Raw genomic sequence first — 17,219 nt, 5'->3', positions numbered from 1 at the left:
CCAGCCCAATAACAAGCACAAGCCCACTCGGTGTGGGAAACAGAATTATTACAGGAGGAACACCCATGAAGCGTCTTACAGCGTCTCTGTCAAAGCTGACTGCAACGGCCTCCATCGTATCCATTCTAACAGTACCAACATTCTCGGTTGCAGCGCCGTCAGAGGTACGATGGTCTCAATGGAAGTCGACCGAGGTCGGCGAGAAGTGCATGTCTGAACTCAAGTCGGCGTTCGAGAAAGCGACTCCTGAAGTCAATCTCGTGCTGGTTGACTCGCCGTTCACCGGTTTTCACGACAAGGCGCTCGTGCTCTACCAGGCCAAGAAGCTCTCTGACGTTCTGATGGTCCAAGTTGACTGGGTGGCGGAGTTCGCCGACCTCGGCATGCTCGAGCCTCTGGACGACTGGATCGCGAAGGAGCCGAAGTCCTTTTTGGAGAATATTCCATTCACGTTCCATCAAAAGTGGCGCGGCAAGCAGTATTATCTCCCCGTGGAGAGCGGAGCGGTCGCGCTATTCTACAACACCGAGATCTTCAAGGAGGCTGGGATCGCCGGCCCTCCGAAGACCTGGGACGAGTTTGCGGAAGTCGCGCGGAAGGTCACCAACCCGGAGAAGAAGATCTATGCGGTGACCGGCACATTACAGAGCGAGCCGCCGACGAATATGACCTATGAGATCTACCCGCTCATCCTTCAAGCGAGCGGAACGCTGATCGACGAGAAGACGAACCGCGCCGTCTTCAACAGCCCCGAGGGCGTCAAGGCAATCGAGTGGTACATCGACAGGATCAACAAGGACAAGATCTCGGTGCCTGGGGTCCTGAGCAACGGCGAGAAGGAGAAGAGAGCCAACTTTGCGTCCGGCAACATCGCGATGATGTTTGAGGGGCCATGGGGCATTGCCATTCAGCGGCAGCTCAATCCTAACCTCAAATACGATATTACGACCCTGCCGAAGGGAGAGACGACCGGAACCATGGTTCGCGGCTCGTTGAACACCGTGACGGCGCAGGCGCAGGACAAGGAGGCTGCCTGGAAGTTCGTGCGCTGGATGTCTGGGCCTGAAGGCAATGCGATTTGGGCCAGATGTACGGGTTCGTTCCCGGCGCGGCATGACGTGTCCAACCAGGATTGGTTCAAGGAGAAGCCTCTCTTCCAGGCCTTCGTGAAACAGATGGAACTGCCCAATGCACGCTCTCCATTCCTGGGGATGCCCAATGCAGTCCAGATGAACAAGATCATGACCACCGAGGTGCAGAACGCCGTTCAGGGCAAGAAGACGGCCAAGCAGGCCCTCGACGATGCCGCGGCAGAGTGGAACAAGATCCTGTCATCGGCGAAGTAGCAACTCGGCATGGCACTGCCGCATTCTGCTGAACCAGCAGCCAACCCGCTCGCTACGAGCGGGTTGGCTCCCTACCGGCCTACATCCAGGCAACCCTACAGAGAGCGCTACAGACAGGAGATCATAGCGGCCTCGTTTCTGTGGCCGTCTCTCGTGATTCTGGTCGGCCTTCTGATCTATCCCCTCGCCGCCGTGGTCCGGCTGAGCTTTTATGAAAGCAACCTTCTGAAGGACAATTGGGTCGGACTCGACAATTACATAACCCTGCTGAACGATCCGATCTTCTGGAGAGCCTTTCTCCAAACCGTGCTGTTTACGGCCGGCAGCGTCGGACTGCATCTGATCATCGGCCTGTCGCTGGCCCTGCTTCTCAATGCGAAGATCAATCGCTCCTTCCGGACGATCGCTCGCGGCATCCTGATTGTGCCCTGGCTGCTGGCGCCGACCGTCGCCGGCATGATCTGGGTCCTGATGCTCGCGCCGTTCGGAGTCGTGAATGGATTCCTGGCGAGCATCGGGATCCTGGACGCGAATGCAACGATTTCCTGGCTGGGCGATCCTTCGACGTCGCTGATCTCCGTCACCGCGATGAATGTGTGGAGAGCCTTTCCGTTCTTCATGGTCATGCTCCTCGCCGGCCTGCAGTCTGTGTCCCCGCAGCTCTACGAGGCGGCGGAGATCGATGGAGCGACGCTAAGGCAGCAGTTCTGGTACATCACGTTGCCGGAGCTGCGTCCGGTCATCGCCACCATTGTGCTGCTCGACTCGATCTGGACGTTCCGGGCCTTCGATCCCGTTTTCGTGATGACGGGCGGAGGACCAATGCACTCTTCGGAAGTGCTCGCCACCGCAATCTATTTTGATGGGTTCCAGAAGTTGAGGTTCGGCTATGCGTCTGCCGAGGCGGTGATCATGTTTCTGGTTCTGTTCGTGGTGAGTGCCTACTACGTGAGGCGCTCCCTCAGCAATGTGACATGAGGAGTCCACCGGGAATGGCAACGCCAGCGATCCGATCCGGACTGGGGATCAGAGGCCGTCGTGTGCTGCTACACGCGTCAGTGTACTCGCTTCTGCTCCTCGCGATCATCGTGATGTGCTTCCCCCTCGCATGGATGCTGACCGTTTCGGTTCGCCCCAACGTCGAGGTCATGACCATTCCCCCATACTGGATCCCGCAGATCTTCACGCTGGAGGCTTATGCCAAGATCTTTCAAAGTGACCGGTATCTGCGGGTTTTCCTCAATACGTGCTTCGTCTCCCTCGTCGTGACCGCGCTCTCGCTTTTCCTCGGCTCGATGGCTGCCTATGCACTGGCCCGTTTTAGGTTCATTGGGCATCGGGCGGTGATGATGTTCCTGATCACGACCCAGATGTTCCCGCTCGTCCTCCTGTGCATTCCCTATTTCAGGATCTTCATCACGCTGGGACTCTACGATACGCTCCTGTCGCTGATCATAGTCTATCTCACCTTCACACTCCCCTTCTGCATCCTCATGTTGAGAAGCTACTTCCTCAACATCCCGAAAGACATAGAGGAAGCCGCCATGGTGGATGGCTGCTCAAGACTAGGTGCCATTCTGCGAGTCCTCGTTCCCATCTCGTACCCTGCCTTCGTAGGAGCTGGCCTCTATTCGTTTCTGCTGGCCTGGAACGAATTTCTCTTCGCGGTGGTGCTCATTGAATCTTGGGGAAATCGGGTTCTCACCATGGCCATCTACAGCCTGATGGCCGAGTTCGTTACCGACTGGAACACGATGATGGCGTTCTCGGTACTCGCGAGCCTTCCTCTGGTAGTGGCCTTTGTCTTCCTGCAGAAGTACATGGTGCAGGGCATGACAGCTGGAGCTCTCACCTCGTGACCAGCATGGATTCGGTTGAGGCTGGCGAGGACTCACAGCAGCGCGAACGGTTCGACGTGGTCGGGCTCGGCGTCAATGCCCTTGACCTGACAGGCGTTATCGACGGCTTTCCCGAGCCCGATCGAAAGTATCCGATGCATGGCTTCAGCGTCCAGGGCGGCGGCGTGACGGCCACCGCCATGGTGGCCTGCGCCAGGCTTGGACTGCGGACGCGCTATGTCGGGAAGGTCGGATCAGATTTCTTCTCGCGGCTCTCGATGCGCTCCATTTCGCGGGAGGGCGTAGATACCCGGGGAGTCATCCGGGCACCGAACTGCGAGGGACATGTCAGCATCGTTCTTGCAGACAGACGCACAGGCCAGCGAGCGCTCTTCGCCCGCCGGCCGGAGGCTTATGCCATTCGACCGGACGAACTCGATAAGGAGGTTATCACCTCGGGCAGGCTGCTTCACGTGGACGGGATCGACTCCGCTGCAGCCCTCGTAGCCATCGACTGGGCGCGCGAGAAGGGCATGAGGATCACGATGGATGGTGAGCGCATCGTGCCGGGCATCGAGGCCGTCTGGCCCAAGGTCGACCTGCTGGTCTGCAATCCCCGCTTTCTCGCGGAGACAGCCGGAACGATCGACCTTCGCGAGGGCCTTTCGTTCCTTGCCAGCAAGGGCCTCTCACGCGTGGCTGTGACGCTAGGACCCGACGGCGTGTGGGGCCTGAGCCAGGGGCGCCTTCTCGAAATCCGGGGCTTTGCGGTGAATGCGGTCGACACGAACGGGGCGGGCGACGTTTTTCACGGGGCCTGCGCCATCGGCGAGTTGAAGGACTGGTCGTTCGACTGGACTCTGACCTTCGCGAGCGCCGTGGCCGCGATGAAGTGCCGTTCCCTCGGCGGTCGAGCAGGAATTCCCAGTATGAACGAGGTTGCAGAATTTCTCGCGGAGCGAGGATACGCCGAGATTGCCAGCGCCATCTGATGTTGAGATGGGAGTCTTACTTCAACCGCTTTCAGGATCGGTTTGCTGGCATGGTCGACTTGCCGAGTTGAGGTATCTCTGCCTGCCCTGGAGCGCCAGATCAGAAACCCGCGATGATGCCGCTGACGATAACGTGCCCGCGTGGCTCTAGCAGTTTCCGGACAGCAGGGCGGAACTGCCACACGTAGAACAGGGCCAGTTGCCGTCGATGTTTCTCGAACAGCTGCCGGCCTGGCTCGACTAGGTCGAGGCGAACACCCAGACCAGGGCCGCGAGGGTGAATGTGCACATGGCGCGGCAGCAGCTCGCCGGAATGCACGAGGACGGCGATAGCCCACTGAGTTGACGTGATGTCACCCCAAGCCCATAAAGCCGCGCTTCCTGCGGCAACGTCCGTATGCTTGCGCCGGACGGATTGGCTCGGGGGCCCTGCGCTTCGGTCAGCCCTCCCCCTTAGCTGTCCGGACAGCTAGAACGTCCCCCATCTCGAACGAGCGGAGAGCAGCAATGGCGAAGGTGGCATTCCTGGGTCTCGGCGTCATGGGTTTTCCCATGGCGCGGCATCTCAAGAGCAAGGGACACGAGGTCACGGTCTATAACCGGACCACGGCGAAGGCCGAGCAATGGACCGCGGAACACGGCGGGCGACATGCAAAGACGCCACGGGAAGCAGCCGCCGGGCAGGAGATCGTCTTTGCTTGCGTCGGCAACGACAATGACCTTCGCGAGGTCGTCCTCGGCGAGAACGGTGCCCTTGCAGGCATGCAGGCGGGCTCGGCTTTCGTCGACCACACGACGGCCTCGGCGGAGGTTGCTCGCGAGTTGCACGGCATCGCAGCCCAACGCGGAATCGGCTTCATCGACGCGCCCGTCTCAGGCGGACAGGCTGGCGCGGAGAACGGAGTTCTCACCGTCATGTGCGGCGGCGACGCAGAGGCCTACGCGAGGGTCGAGCCCGTCATCATGAGCTTCGCGCGCGCGTGCCGTCTCCTCGGCCCTTCGGGCGCCGGACAGCTCACGAAAATGGTCAACCAGATCTGCATCGCGGGGCTGGTGCAGGGGCTCGCCGAAGGCATTCATTTCGGTCAGAAGGCAGGTCTCGACATCGAAGCCGTGATCGACGTCATCTCAAAGGGCGCCGCAGGCTCCTGGCAGATGGAGAACCGCGGCAAAACCATGAACGAGGGCAAATTCGATTTCGGCTTTGCGGTCGATTGGATGCGCAAAGACCTCGGGATCTGCCTCGACGAAGCCCGGAGGAATGGTGCGCATCTCCCGGTCACGGCGCTCGTCGATCAGTTCTACTCCGAAGTGCAGACACTCGGAGGCCGGCGCTGGGATACGTCCAGCCTGATCGCACGCCTCACTCGGTGAGTGGTTGCTGCATTATTTTATGCTTGTTGCGTTGGCGCCGCCACCTTCACCCGCCCCTTCGGGGCGACCTCTCCCGTCGAGGGAGAGGTGATGTGCGAGCGCCACCCTCGTCGCCTCTCCCCTGGCGGGAGAGGTCGGCTGCGTCAGCAACCGGGTGAGGGGGGAAACACCGCGCTTTCCGAAATTGCACAACTTGCACCTACGCATTTCAACATAGCGCTGACACTCTCATCTGCGATCTCACCGCCTCGTCATCGTGAGGTACACGATGAAGCCGCCGAGGCCGAGCGCGAGGGCGAGGAGGACGAGTTGCCGTGTCTCTCCGGTGAATTGCGCATCGCGGCTCACCTGCGCCATGCGTGCGGCATGTTCCGGATCACTGCCCATGTAGATGCCGATCACCGCGAGCAGAACGAGTAGGATGAGGATCAGAGAGCGAGAGCCCATTCCGGTTCTCCATTCATCGGCCCGCGAAGCGCGGCGAACGCTTGTCGCGGAATGCCTTCAACCCTTCGGCGAAGTCCATGCTAAATCCAGCCTCCCGCTGAAGGGAGGTCTCGAGATCGAGTTGGGCCTCGAGTTCATTCCCGAGACTCTCGCGCAGCGCGCGTTTCGTCAGTCGATGAGCCAATGCCGGACCTTCGGACAGAACCCGCGCGAAGTCCGCCACGCCGGACTCGAACTCTGCATCCTCAAAGACGCGATAGACGAGTCCCATCGATTTCGCTTCCTCCGCAGGAATCCGATCGCCCGTCAGCATCAGGGCACTGGCGAGGCGCGGCCCGACGATCCGCGGCAGGAGCCACGTGCCTCCCGCATCTGGGATCAGACCGATATGAACGAAGGCCTCCTGAAGATAGGCGGAACGCGCCGCCAGAACGATGTCGCAGGCAAGCGCGATGTTCATGGACGCGCCGACGGCTGGCCCGTTAAGGGCTGCAATCGTCACCTTCGCGAAATCGACGAGCTGAAGAAGGAGCGGATTGTAGTCACGCGCCAGAGGCGGCCCGAGATCGATGCGACCCTGCTCGTCGCGTGGCAGAGTCTCCGTCAGGTCCTGCCCGGCCGAGAACGCCCTCCCCTCTCCCGTCAGCACGACGACACGCACCTCGTCGTCCGCCGCGAGAGACTCGAGCGCGCTACGGAGTTCGGCATGGAGATTCGCGGTCAGCGCATTCAGCTTCCCGGGCCTCGCGAGGACGAGGCGCGCGACGGCACCGGCGCGCTCGGTTCTCAAGGTCGTCTCGCTCATAGGGCGGTCTCCGTCTTTCCCGACGTCATGATGGCACGCACTTCGCTCCTGAGTGCAGGCAACACATCCGTCTCGAACCAGGGATTCTGCCTGAGCCAGACATTGTTGCGCCAGGACGGATGCGGAAGAGGCAGGATGCGGGGTCGAACCGGCGCAGACAGGAATTCCCGCCATTGCATCATCGTCCGCGTCAGGCCGCCGGTGCCGGCCGGGCCGAGATGCCACATCTGGGCGTAGCGCCCGATGAGCAGGACGAGTTCGAGTTTCGGGAGAGCATTCATCAGGGGTGAGCGCCAGATGGTCGCACATTCGCGCCGGGGTGGAAGGTCACCCCCTTTCGCATCCTGGCCGGGAAAGCATGCGCCCATCGGGATGATGGCAACTCTCATGCGATCATAGAACTCGGCCTCGGTCAGCCCGAGCCATGCGCGCAGGCGACGCCCCGACGCATCATGAAAGGGAATGCCGCTGCGATGTGCCTGTGTTCCTGGCGCCTGGCTCGCGATGCACAGGCGCGAACTTGCACTACCCTGGACGATCGGCCGCGGTTCATGAGGCAGGCCGGGCAAAAATTGCGGCGCGTCGCGGCACAGGCGACAGGAGCGCAACTCCGCAGCGATCTGATCGAACGATCGACTCTCGGTCATCAGGCTCGGATTCGCTTGCGCTCCCCGCTCGGAAAAGGCCGACGCCCCTGCCTGCCGGCGAGCCTCACGCCCTCGCGCTGGGCCGCGCAGAGATATCTGCGTGCCAGCGCTTCACGTTCGAGAGATCGTCCGGCACGGCGAGCCGTGCAGGCTTCATGAAATCGATCGCCACGAGGCCCGTGATATCCGCCACCGAGAAGGTGTCGCCGCAGACGAAGGTTCGATCGGCGAGGTGCCGGTCCAGGAAATGAAGAAATTCGAGCACCTTCGGCTTGTTGGTTTCGCCCCAGGCCGCTACCTGCGGAACTTCCATCTCGGCCATGGCCGGATGGAGGTGCCGGAACACCGCGGCCACTGTGCCGAGAAGGCCGAACTCGATCCGGCGCTGCCACATCTCCACCATGGCGCATTCGAGCGGGCCGGTGCCGAAGAGCGGCGGCTCCGGATGCAATTCCTCGAAATACCGGCAGATCGCGATCGACTCGGTCAGAACGGTCCCGTCGTCGAGTTCCAGCGCCGGTGTCCGCTTGAGTGGATTGACCGCAATGAAGGCCGGCGCCTTGTGTTCGAGCCGCCCGAGATCGATCGGGACCAGTGGAACCTCGATCCCCTTCTCGGCGAGAAAGATCCGCACCCGTCGAGGATTCGGCGCACGGCCGGCATCATAGAGCTTCATCGAAAACAACCTCCGGAGCACTCGGACCACGACAGGGGCGAGCCGTCAACTGCGTGAGCGACGGGAAGCACGCCCCGGCGGAAGGTTTGACTTCGCGCGAGGCGGTGTGCACGGGTCACGGCATGCACGATTCTGCGAGGCATCCCGACTTTTGGCCGAGACCACGATCGACACCCGCGATCGTCTCGTCCCCATGATGGTGTTGGCCAGTTCCCGACCTGCGGCCGACCTCGCGCAAATCCAGACCATGCTCATGCTGCCATTCGCGTGCATCCAGGGACTCGACCCGTGACCGAAATCGTTCTCGCAGTAGACCTCGGCGCCGGATCGCTGCGCACGGCTGCCGTCGATCTGAATGGACGGATCAGAGCACTGGATGCGCAGGTTCTCGGGATTGCGGAACCGGTGCCGGGCTGGGCGGAGGTCGACCCGGAGCTCTGGTGGGAGGCTCTGTCGACGGGTGTCGGAAGGGTCCTGACGAATCTGAGCCGGAGCGCTCGCCCGGCAGCGATCTGCATCACCGGGATGAGCCGAACGCAGGTTCTCCTGGATTCGCAGGGCCGTTCGATTCGCCCGGCGCTCCTCTGGCGCGATCACCGGGCGGTCGAGGATGCTGTATTGCTCGCCGGGCAAATTCCTCTCCCGAATCCGGCGACCTCCATCAATGCGTTTCACCCGCTCGCGCGGCTAGCCTGGATCGCGCGAATGGAGCCCGCGCATTTCGAACGCCTGAAGCTCGTCCTCGAGCCAAAGGATTTCCTCAACCTGAGGCTGACGGGCGTCACGGCAACCGACAGCGTCACCGCCGCACGCCTCGACGACCTCGCTCTCGCGCCGCCGGACCTTCCGGCGACGCTGCAGCGGGGCCTGTCGCTGCTCGAACATCCCCGTGTCCCGCCCTGGGCCCGGATCGGGGAGATCACCGCCGTGCATGCACCCTTCGACGAGTTGCGCGGCATCCCTGTCTTCGCAGGCGCGATGGACACCTGGGCCGGCGCAATCGGCTCCGGCGTCTCTTCCGCGGGTCGTGCATACGACGTTGCCGGCACCTCGGAAGCTGTCGGACTCGTAAGTCCAAGAAATGCTTCCGTTCCCGGGCTCGTCACTCTGCCTTGGGCCGAGAACCTGTTTCAGATCGGCGGCCCGACGCAGGCGGGCGGCGACGCAGCACGATGGGCTTTCGAGACCTTCCGTGTTGCGGGCCGGTTCGAGCACGCGATGGAGCATGCCGGACGTCTTGCGCCGGCAGCGGATTTGCCGGTGTTCCTGCCCTACCTGGCCGGCGAGCGTGCGCCCGTCTGGCGCCCCGAAATCCGTGGCACCTTTGACGGGCTTTCCCGCCATCATGACGGCACGGCATTCTTGTTCTCCACCCTCGAAGGCGTTGCCTTTGCCGTGAAGGATATTCTGCTGGCCGCCGCAAACGGGGCCGGTACGAGCGTCGAGGAAGTCCGCATCAGCGGCGGGGGTGCACGCTCCGATGCGTGGTGCCAGCTCAAGGCGAATGTGCTCGGCGTTCCCGTCGCGCGCCCGAGCGAGGTCGAGACGGGCCTCATCGGATGCGCCATCACCTGCGCCGTCGGCCTCGGAATTCACCGCTCCTTGCACAGTGCCGCCGACGCGATGTCTCCGATGGAGCGGACTTTCGAACCGGATCCGTCGCTCGTTCCGCTCTTCGCCTCGCGCTTCGAGCGCTATCAGGATCTCAAGGCCCGCGCGCTGGGACCCGCATCCATTCCGTTGCGGCACGATGCCCGACGCGACCTCGGCAATCCATAAGATCCTTTGCCGCCGCGCTCCGGGTCGCTAGAACCGGCCCCGTCGTCATTCGCGGAATGACCGCAACGGGGACCGCTCTTGGAACGAACAATCGGCATGCTGGAGATCGACCGGACATGCGTCCTGCCCACAATGGCCTGCCGTGCTGCATGAGGGGAAGCCAACCGTGAACGAGCTCATTTCCCGTTACGGGACGGCGATCGGAGGAGCGCTCGTCTTCGCATTCTTCGCAGCAGCCGCCGATAACTTCCTCAGCATCGGCAACCTGCTCACGATCCTGCGGCAGATCAGCTTTCTGACCATCCTCGCGATCGGATTCACGTATGCCCTGATTGCCTCCGAGCTCGACCTCTCCTTCGCAGCCGTCGCGAGTCTCGCGGGCGTCGTTTGCGGAGGGCTCGTCCATGCCGGGCTCGCCTTCCCAGTCGCGATCGCAGCAGCGCTTATGGTCGCGACGGCCTTCGGGGCGGCGAACGGCCTCCTGGTCACACGGATGAAAATCCCGTCGCTGATTGCGACGCTCGCAACGGCATCGATCGCGACCGGCTTGGGCTTTGCCTTCACGAATGGAGTCGCCTGGGTCGGGCGCTGGGACCGTAACTTCCTCTGGCTCGGCCGAGGAGACATCCTCGGTATCCCGGTCCTCGTGATCTGGATGGTCGTGATTGCTGCCGCCTCCTGGTTCGTCGTCAGCCAGACCCGCTTCGGCATCTGGCTCGTCGCAACGGGCGAAGCGGACGAGGCTGCACGCCTCGCCGGGATACCCACGCGCCGGATGAAGCTTCTCGGACTGATGCTGTCCGGATTCCTTGCCGGCATTGCAGCCGTGCTCCTGACGGCGTCTCTGAGTTCCGCCGGACCGAACGGCGCCGCCGATTTCCTCATGAAGGGGATCGCCGCGGTCCTGCTTGGGATGACGATGTTCGATCCCGGCAAGCCCAACGTGCCGGGAACCGTGGTCGGATCGCTCGTGATCGGTATTCTCGGCAACGGTCTCGTGCTGCTCGGCGCCCCCTACTACGTCCAGGACATCACGCTCGGATTGATCATTCTGGGCTCTGTCGCGATTTCCGCGTCGGCGCTCACCAAGGCTGCTTTCAGCGTCTAATTCGGAAAGGGGAACGATGATGCGCTTCAAGGGAATGGCTGCTGCGATCGGCCTGATTGCGGCGGGCTTGCTGGCCGGGCCGGCCGCCGCTTTCGATATCGGGATCGTCGCATTCCAGATGTCGTCCGAAACCCATGCCCGCGTCGCGAATGCCGCGAAAGCGGCCGCGGAGGCGAGAGGCTGGAAGGTGACGCTTCTCAACTCCGCCGGCGCAATGCCGGAGCATGCGGCCCAGATCGAGAACCTGATCCAGGCCAAGGTCGGCGCGATCATCATCGCGATGGGCAAGCCCGTCGAGACCGATGGCCAGCTCGCGGAAGCCAAGAAGGCCGGTATTCCGGTCATCACCGTCGCATCGGGCGGCAGCCAGCAGACGCTCTTCGACGTGCAGGCGAACGAGTACCAAGTTGGGGCTCAACAGGCCCTCTACCTGCTCGGGCAGCTCGGCTACCAGGGCAACCTCATCGCCGAGCGGTTCGAGGGCAACGTGGCGACGCGCATTCGCGGCCGGGTGCTGGATGCCGTGCTCGCGGAAAACCAGGCCGTGAAGGTCGTCGGGACGCATTCCATGGCCCGGACGGCGAGCTGGCGCGATGATGTCCGGTCCGGCATGGAAGCCCTGCTCCTCAAGAACCAGGGCAAGGTCGACGGAATCTGGGCCTCCTTCGACGGGCAGGCTTTCGTCATCGACGATCTCCTGAGCCAACAGGGCGCAAAGCGCGGCAAGCCCGTTCTCGTCTCGGCCGATGGCGGCCCCGAGGCATTCCGCCGGATCGCCGACCAGGACAGCCTTCTCATGGCGACGGTCGCCGTGCCGTTCGAGGATATGGGCCGCTTCGCCATCGATGCCGTGGAGCGAATCGTGGTCAAGAAGGAGCCGAAGGACGCCGTCGTGAAGGGTCCCTACCATTTCGTCGATGCGGTCCTCGTCGACGAGTCGAACGTCGCACAATACCTCAAGCCGTGATGTCCGGAGGGCGTTGCACTGTGCAGGAACGACTCGTGGGCGATCCCATTCTGAGTCTCGAAAGTGTCGGAAAGCGCTACGACGCAGTCGAGGCGCTTTCTGGTGTGACCTTCTCCGTTCCCGCCGGGCAGACGCTTGCGATCTGCGGCGACAATGGTGCCGGGAAGTCGACGCTGATCCGCATCATCTCCGGTGCTCAGCCGCCGAGCACCGGCACGATCCGGTTGCGGAACGAGCCAGTCACCTTTGTTTCTCCGGCGGACGCGCTGACGCGTGGCGTCGCAACGATCTATCAGGATCTCGCACTGGCTCCCCGGCTGTCGATTTACCAGAACGTGTTCCTGGGGGCGGAACTCCTGAAGAGCACCTGGGTACCGGGCCTGAAGGTGCTCGACAAGAAAGCCATGAAGGCGGAGGCTCGCCGCCTCCTCGAGCGCCTGCGCATCTCGGTTCCCGACATGGAGCGTCCCGTACAGGCGCTCTCGGGCGGCCAGAGACAGGCCGTTGCGATCGCACGCGCCCTGCGCTGGAATGCGGAGATCGTCATCATGGATGAGCCGACGGCCGCACTCGGCGTCAAGGAAACGCGACAGGTTCTCGACCTGATTCACGAGATCCACGATCAAGGCATCACCGTCATTCTGATCAGCCATAACATGCGCGATGTGATCGAAGTCGCGGAGCGGGCCTTGATCATAAGATCGGGGCGGGTCGTGAACGACATCGCATTGTCCGGCTGGACTGCGGATCAGCTCTCACACGAGATCATGGAGCGGGACAGCGAACCCGCATCGCGGCGCGCGCCGAGCACCGCCGTGAATGCAGCCGTCAAGTAGATTCGCACAGCGCCCGAAGTAGAACGCTGTCCCGATCATCAGGACTGAAAAACGTCAGGAACCGTGCGGCCCATTGCGCTGCCGCCAGGCGCCCGGCCGTTCGAAGCTTCCGGCCCACAGGCCGACCTTCCGCTTCCGGGCGGCCGATTCTTCGCGTTCGTAATCGCTCCCATAGGACACTGCCAGTCCTCCGCGGACGAGCCAGGCCCCGATATCGTCGCCGTCGAGCAGGCACCGGGCAAGCAGGCGTTCGTATCGGTCCCTGCCACTGATGCGGCAGGCGATCGAACTCCCCTTCAGATGCTGTCGGAGCGCCTCTGTCGCTGCATGGCCGCAGGCATAGGATTGCCGCTGGATCGTGCAGCTCTGTCGCAGCTCCGGAGCATCGATGCCGCGGAGACGAATCTTCGACTGGCCTATCCAGAGCGTGTCGCCGTCGACGATGCGTGCGGGACCCTGGATGGTACGGCCAGGCGGGCGTTCCACCACGACACCGAGCACGGCGAGCCCGCCGGCAATGAGGAGAGACAGGAAGCGCCGCAAGCGAATCTCGGATTCGGACGAGGGAGCAGTTCTCGCCGTATGATGACGGAACCGTTAACGTTTCTCGCCTAGGATGCAGCGTGCCGTTCTGCTTGGCGCCCTGGACCATTTTATGACTGCTCCTGGACAAGCACTGGCTGCGGCGCATCGGCAATGCCGCGGGGAGACCCGCAGCAGGAGCGCGCAGCCGGAGATCGATGCAGACGATGCCGGACTCCACGGCGCCGTGCTGCACGCTTTTTGCGATGTGCAGTGGCGTCAGATTCCGATCCATATCCTTCTCGTCGGCGCGCTCGTCTGGGTTGCTTCCGCGCTCTATCCGACCGAGGCCGGCGGGCCGCTGACGGCTCTGCTCGCGGGGCTGCTCGTCATCGAGGCGCTCGCCTGCTGGCGGGTCGCGCGGCGGGATCTGCGCGCACGAGAGGTGACGTATTGGCGTCGGATTTTCCTAGGCGTCTGCCTGGCACAGGCAGGTTGCTGGCTCGTCCTCCTCAGCCTGCTGGTCCAACCGCCGGGCATAGCGGGAACCGGGAGCTTCTCTCTCGGAGCGGCGCTGGTCCTCAGCCTGATTGCGTCCGCCAGTGCGATGCCGAAGGCACTTCTGCCGGGCGCGGCCCGCGCGGGCATCGTTCCCTTGCTGCCGATCCCGCTCATGGTGATCGGAGCCTCCTCGACGACTCAGGAGGCAGCGCTCGCCGTGTTGACGCTCGCGGGTCAATTGCTGCTTCTGGTTGCGTCAGGGCGTCTCGAGCGAGCCGCCGCAGCGGCAGCGAAGTCGGAAGCTGCCATTGCGGCGAGCCACGCCGCACTCGGTCTGGCCCGGAATGCCGCTGACAGAGCCGCGCGACGGGCCGAACGCGCCGAGCTGTCGAAATCCATGTTCCTGGCATCGGTCAGCCATGAGCTTCGCACGCCGCTCAACGCGATCCTCGGCTTCTCCGAAGTCATGAAGAACGAGGTTTTCGGGTCGCATTCGAGCCCCTCCTACCGTGAATACTCGAGCGACATTCACGGGAGTGGCCAGCGCCTTCTTGCGCTCGTCAACGAGATCCTCGATCTCGCGCGTCTTGAAGAAGGCAACTATCCGATCGAGGAGGCGGAGTTCAGGCTCGGAGAGGTCGCACGTTCCGAGATCGAGCGCATCGCAACGGCCGCTTCCGCCAAGGGCATCGCCGTCCTCATGCGTGCCGATGACGATCTGCCGCCCATCCGGGCCGACCGTCGCGCGCTGGGGCAGATGACAATGCATCTCCTGTCGAACGCCCTGAAGTTCAGCCCGAGCGGCGGACGCATCGAAGTGCGATGCGGCTGGACTGCGCGGGGCGGGCAATATCTGAGCATATCCGACGAAGGCCCGGGCATCCCCGAGGAAGAGATCCAGGCTGTCCTGTCCTCCTTCGGGCGCGGAGCCAGGGCGCATGCCACGGCGACGCCGGGCGTCGGAATTGGGCTGTCGATCGTAAGTCGCTTCGCGGAACTCCATGGTGGACGGCTGGTCCTGCGCCGGGCGCAGCGACAGGGTCTCGAAGCCGCCTTCACGATTCCCGCCAGCCGCGTCGTCGCGACGCCCAGAGCCGGCGCGGATGCGCGGCCGAATGCGGCCTGAGACAGAGGCCCGCACCCTGTGAGATGCATCGCGACGTCAATCTCAGCGTCATCGCGAGCAGAGCGGAGCGATCCTGGAGCGCATCCGTCGATGGGTAGATTGCTTCACTTCGTTCGCAATGACGACGAGGGCGTGAGGGCGGAATGAGCACTGCCAGGAATGGAAATAATCGCCGGACCCACTGCCGTCATTGCGAGCCGAAGGCGAAGCAATCTACCCATCAACGGGTAGTTCGCCCCGCCTCCGGCTCGCCCTGACGGAAATGGCATTGCCGTCATCAATCCGAAAGCTGCTCCGAGACTCCGGCCTGGGCGAAGGTGGCCATGTCGCGATGGACGAGGGCAGCGGTTTTCACGAGGCCTGCGGCGAGCGCCGCTCCCGTCCCCTCCCCGAGCCGCATCCCAAGCGCAAGCAACGGAATTTTCCCGAGACGCTCGAGCACGTCCTGATGTGCTCCATCGGCGGAGAGGTGCCCGGCAACGCAATGGTCGATCGTCGCCGGGTGGATCGCGTGCATGATGGCAGCCGCCGCGGTCACGACGTAGCCGTCCAGGATGACGGGGATATGCTGGAGTCGTGCCGCGAGGATGGCCCCTGCGAGCGCCGCGACCTCTCGCCCGCCCAGACGGCGCAGGATCTCGAGCGGATCCTGAAGCGAGCCGCGATGCCGCTCGAGAGCAGCCTCCACAGCGGCGACTTTGCGGGCCAAGCCTTCGTCGTCGAGTCCGGTGCCGCGGCCGACCCAGTGCTCAGCCGGCTCGCCATAGAGCGCCGCGTAGATCGCTGCGGCGACCGTGGTGTTCCCGATCCCGAGCTCGCCGAGGGCGAGCAGATCGGTCCCTCCGGCAATCGCCTCCATTCCGAAGGCCATCGTCGCCACGCAGGCCTTCTCGTCCATCGCCGGACCTTCGACGATGTCGGCCGTCGGCATGTCGAGCGCGAGATCGAAGACCTTGAATCCGAGCCCCAGGCCCGCGCAGATCTGGTTGATCGCCGCTCCGCCGGCCGCGAAATTCTCGAGCATCTGGCGGTTGACGGCAGGCGGAAAAGCCGAGACTCCGCGTGCCGCCACGCCATGGCTCCCGGCAAACACGCAGACGAGCGGCCGGTCGACACTCGGCGGTGCTTTCCCCTGCCAGGCTGCCAGCCATTCCACCAGCCATTCGAGGCGCCCCAGGCTGCCGGCCGGCTTCGTCAATTGCCGGTCCCGCTCACGGACAGCATTCACCGCCGCCTTATCCGGCCCGGGGATGGACGTGATCATTTGCCGGATATCGTCGAACGGCGCGGCTTCGCTGGACATGGTGACTCCTGATGCCGGGCTTGAAGGGCTCGGGCCGAGCGGGGGCGATCCGGGCTGGTGCCCTGCAGCCGCGGGACCTATACCGGCCCGGCGACATGGGGTGAAGGGATGGCGGTCGGCCAGGACGAGTTCAGGCGCGATGGAGTGCTGCAGCGCTACCTTGTCGGCATCGCGCGCTGCGTGCGGTTCTATTCGAGAATTCCGGTTCCGGCCCTCCCCTTCGAGACCGATCCCTACGCAGCTCCGGATTTCTCCCGGACCGGGGGCGCCGTTCCGCTGGCAGCCCTCATCATCGCCGCCGGTCCCGCCACTCTCCTCGCCTTTTCGATGACGCTCGGCCTCGGCCCCTGGCTGTCGGCCGCCCTCGCCGTCGCGACGCTGACTCTCGCGACCGGCGCCTTTCACGAGGATGGGCTCGCCGACACGGCCGACGGGTTCGGCGGCGGCACGACACCGGAGCGCCGCCTCACGATCATGCGGGACAGCCTGATCGGCTCGTTCGGAGGGGCCGCTCTCGTGCTGGCCTTCGCCCTACGGATCGGCGCCGTGGCGACGCTCTGCGAGCGCCTCCCGCCTTCGGCGGTCGCGATCCTGGTCACCGCGACCGCCGCCCTGTCCCGAACGGCAGGGCTCGTGCCCCTGGTGCTTCTTCCGCCTGCCCGAGCGGATGGAGCCTCATCGTCGGTCGGACGTCCGACCCGGGATACCCTCTGGGCTGCGGGAGCCTGGACGATCGTCATCGTGGCGACGGGCGCCATTCTGGCGGGAATCGACCCGCTCGGCATGATCCTCATGGTGCTGTCGGTAGCTGCCGTATCCTGGATGATGACCCGCCTCTCGGACCGTCTGATCGGCGGGCAGACGGGCGATGTCGCCGGGGCGACGCAGCAACTCTCGGAGATCGCAGCCTATATTGGGCTTCTCCTCACGATTGAACCGTAGAGCCGCTGAT

17 protein-coding genes are annotated in these 17,219 nt (G+C 63.7%); 11 read left to right on the top strand and 6 right to left on the bottom strand.

The genetic code is table 11. The annotated features are described in order from the left end of the window. Positions 1-209: 209 nt before the first annotated feature. From BN1233_RS16505 to BN1233_RS16485, 5 genes are all read left to right on the top strand, one after another. Positions 210-1,346: an ABC transporter substrate-binding protein gene (locus BN1233_RS16505; RefSeq protein ID WP_046864714.1), complete on the top strand. Its 1,137-nt coding sequence runs from the start codon at positions 210-212 to the stop codon at positions 1,344-1,346. A gap of 9 nt (positions 1,347-1,355) precedes the next feature. Next, positions 1,356-2,324, top strand: a complete 969-nt coding sequence (locus BN1233_RS16500; RefSeq protein ID WP_082145498.1) for a carbohydrate ABC transporter permease — start codon at positions 1,356-1,358, stop codon at positions 2,322-2,324. 14 nt (positions 2,325-2,338) lie between these two features. Continuing rightward, positions 2,339-3,205, top strand: a complete 867-nt coding sequence (locus tag BN1233_RS16495) for a carbohydrate ABC transporter permease (protein ID WP_046864713.1) — start codon at positions 2,339-2,341, stop codon at positions 3,203-3,205. Between the two features lie 5 nt (positions 3,206-3,210). Next, a complete protein-coding gene (locus tag BN1233_RS16490; RefSeq protein WP_244470715.1) occupies positions 3,211-4,176 on the top strand; it encodes a carbohydrate kinase family protein in 966 nt (321 codons plus the stop codon). Between the two features lie 507 nt (positions 4,177-4,683). After that, positions 4,684-5,550, top strand: a complete 867-nt coding sequence (locus BN1233_RS16485) for an NAD(P)-dependent oxidoreductase (protein WP_046864712.1) — start codon at positions 4,684-4,686, stop codon at positions 5,548-5,550. A gap of 240 nt (positions 5,551-5,790) precedes the next feature. On the opposite strand, the gene BN1233_RS16480 is transcribed toward BN1233_RS16485, so the two are convergent. The 4 genes from BN1233_RS16480 to BN1233_RS16465 all read right to left on the bottom strand — a co-directional run bounded on the left by BN1233_RS16480 (position 5,791) and on the right by BN1233_RS16465 (position 8,125). Next, the gene (locus BN1233_RS16480) at positions 5,791-5,997 is read right to left on the bottom strand and encodes a hypothetical protein (protein WP_046864711.1); all 207 of its coding nucleotides are present in this window, start codon (positions 5,995-5,997) and stop codon (positions 5,791-5,793) included. A gap of 13 nt (positions 5,998-6,010) precedes the next feature. After that, the gene (locus BN1233_RS16475) at positions 6,011-6,802 is read right to left on the bottom strand and encodes an enoyl-CoA hydratase-related protein (protein ID WP_046864710.1); all 792 of its coding nucleotides are present in this window, start codon (positions 6,800-6,802) and stop codon (positions 6,011-6,013) included. Beyond that, complete coding sequence (locus tag BN1233_RS16470; protein WP_046864709.1) at positions 6,799-7,449, bottom strand: uracil-DNA glycosylase family protein; 651 nt, start codon at positions 7,447-7,449, stop codon at positions 6,799-6,801. Before BN1233_RS16470 ends, BN1233_RS16475 begins: the two co-directional genes overlap by 4 nt. A gap of 64 nt (positions 7,450-7,513) precedes the next feature. Next, entirely contained in the window at positions 7,514-8,125 is a 612-nt protein-coding gene (locus tag BN1233_RS16465; RefSeq protein ID WP_046864708.1) for a glutathione S-transferase family protein, read from the bottom strand. A gap of 288 nt (positions 8,126-8,413) precedes the next feature. Here BN1233_RS16465 and BN1233_RS16460 point away from each other — a divergent pair, with 288 nt between their 5' ends. From BN1233_RS16460 to BN1233_RS16445, 4 genes are all read left to right on the top strand, one after another. Beyond that, complete coding sequence (locus tag BN1233_RS16460) at positions 8,414-9,904, top strand: xylulokinase (RefSeq protein WP_046864707.1); 1,491 nt, start codon at positions 8,414-8,416, stop codon at positions 9,902-9,904. Positions 9,905-10,070: 166 nt separating this feature from the next. Then, a complete protein-coding gene (locus tag BN1233_RS16455) occupies positions 10,071-11,012 on the top strand; it encodes an ABC transporter permease (RefSeq protein ID WP_046864706.1) in 942 nt (313 codons plus the stop codon). Positions 11,013-11,028: 16 nt separating this feature from the next. Then, positions 11,029-11,979 (top strand): sugar ABC transporter substrate-binding protein, encoded by a 951-nt coding sequence (locus BN1233_RS16450; RefSeq protein WP_046864705.1) that lies wholly within the window; start codon positions 11,029-11,031, stop codon positions 11,977-11,979. A gap of 35 nt (positions 11,980-12,014) precedes the next feature. Then, positions 12,015-12,815 (top strand): ATP-binding cassette domain-containing protein, encoded by an 801-nt coding sequence (locus BN1233_RS16445; protein ID WP_244470713.1) that lies wholly within the window; start codon positions 12,015-12,017, stop codon positions 12,813-12,815. A 54-nt stretch (positions 12,816-12,869) separates the two neighbouring features. On the opposite strand, the gene BN1233_RS16440 is transcribed toward BN1233_RS16445, so the two are convergent. After that, complete coding sequence (locus BN1233_RS16440; RefSeq protein WP_187144306.1) at positions 12,870-13,358, bottom strand: thermonuclease family protein; 489 nt, start codon at positions 13,356-13,358, stop codon at positions 12,870-12,872. Positions 13,359-13,470: 112 nt separating this feature from the next. Here BN1233_RS16440 and BN1233_RS16435 point away from each other — a divergent pair, with 112 nt between their 5' ends. Beyond that, complete coding sequence (locus BN1233_RS16435; protein WP_187144305.1) at positions 13,471-14,964, top strand: sensor histidine kinase; 1,494 nt, start codon at positions 13,471-13,473, stop codon at positions 14,962-14,964. A gap of 277 nt (positions 14,965-15,241) precedes the next feature. On the opposite strand, the gene cobT is transcribed toward BN1233_RS16435, so the two are convergent. Continuing rightward, a complete protein-coding gene (cobT, locus tag BN1233_RS16430; protein WP_046864702.1) occupies positions 15,242-16,267 on the bottom strand; it encodes a nicotinate-nucleotide--dimethylbenzimidazole phosphoribosyltransferase in 1,026 nt (341 codons plus the stop codon). 57 nt (positions 16,268-16,324) lie between these two features. On the opposite strand from cobT, the gene BN1233_RS16425 reads away from it, so the two are divergent. Then, positions 16,325-17,209: an adenosylcobinamide-GDP ribazoletransferase gene (locus BN1233_RS16425; RefSeq protein ID WP_342341651.1), complete on the top strand. Its 885-nt coding sequence runs from the start codon at positions 16,325-16,327 to the stop codon at positions 17,207-17,209. Positions 17,210-17,219: the final 10 nt, after the last annotated feature.

It is taken from the genome of Microvirga massiliensis (assembly GCF_001006805.1).
Taxonomy (GTDB): Bacteria; Pseudomonadota; Alphaproteobacteria; order Rhizobiales; family Beijerinckiaceae; genus Microvirga; species Microvirga massiliensis.
The sequence above is the reverse complement of the archived record's forward strand: the minus strand, read 5'-3'. Positions and strand labels throughout refer to the sequence as shown.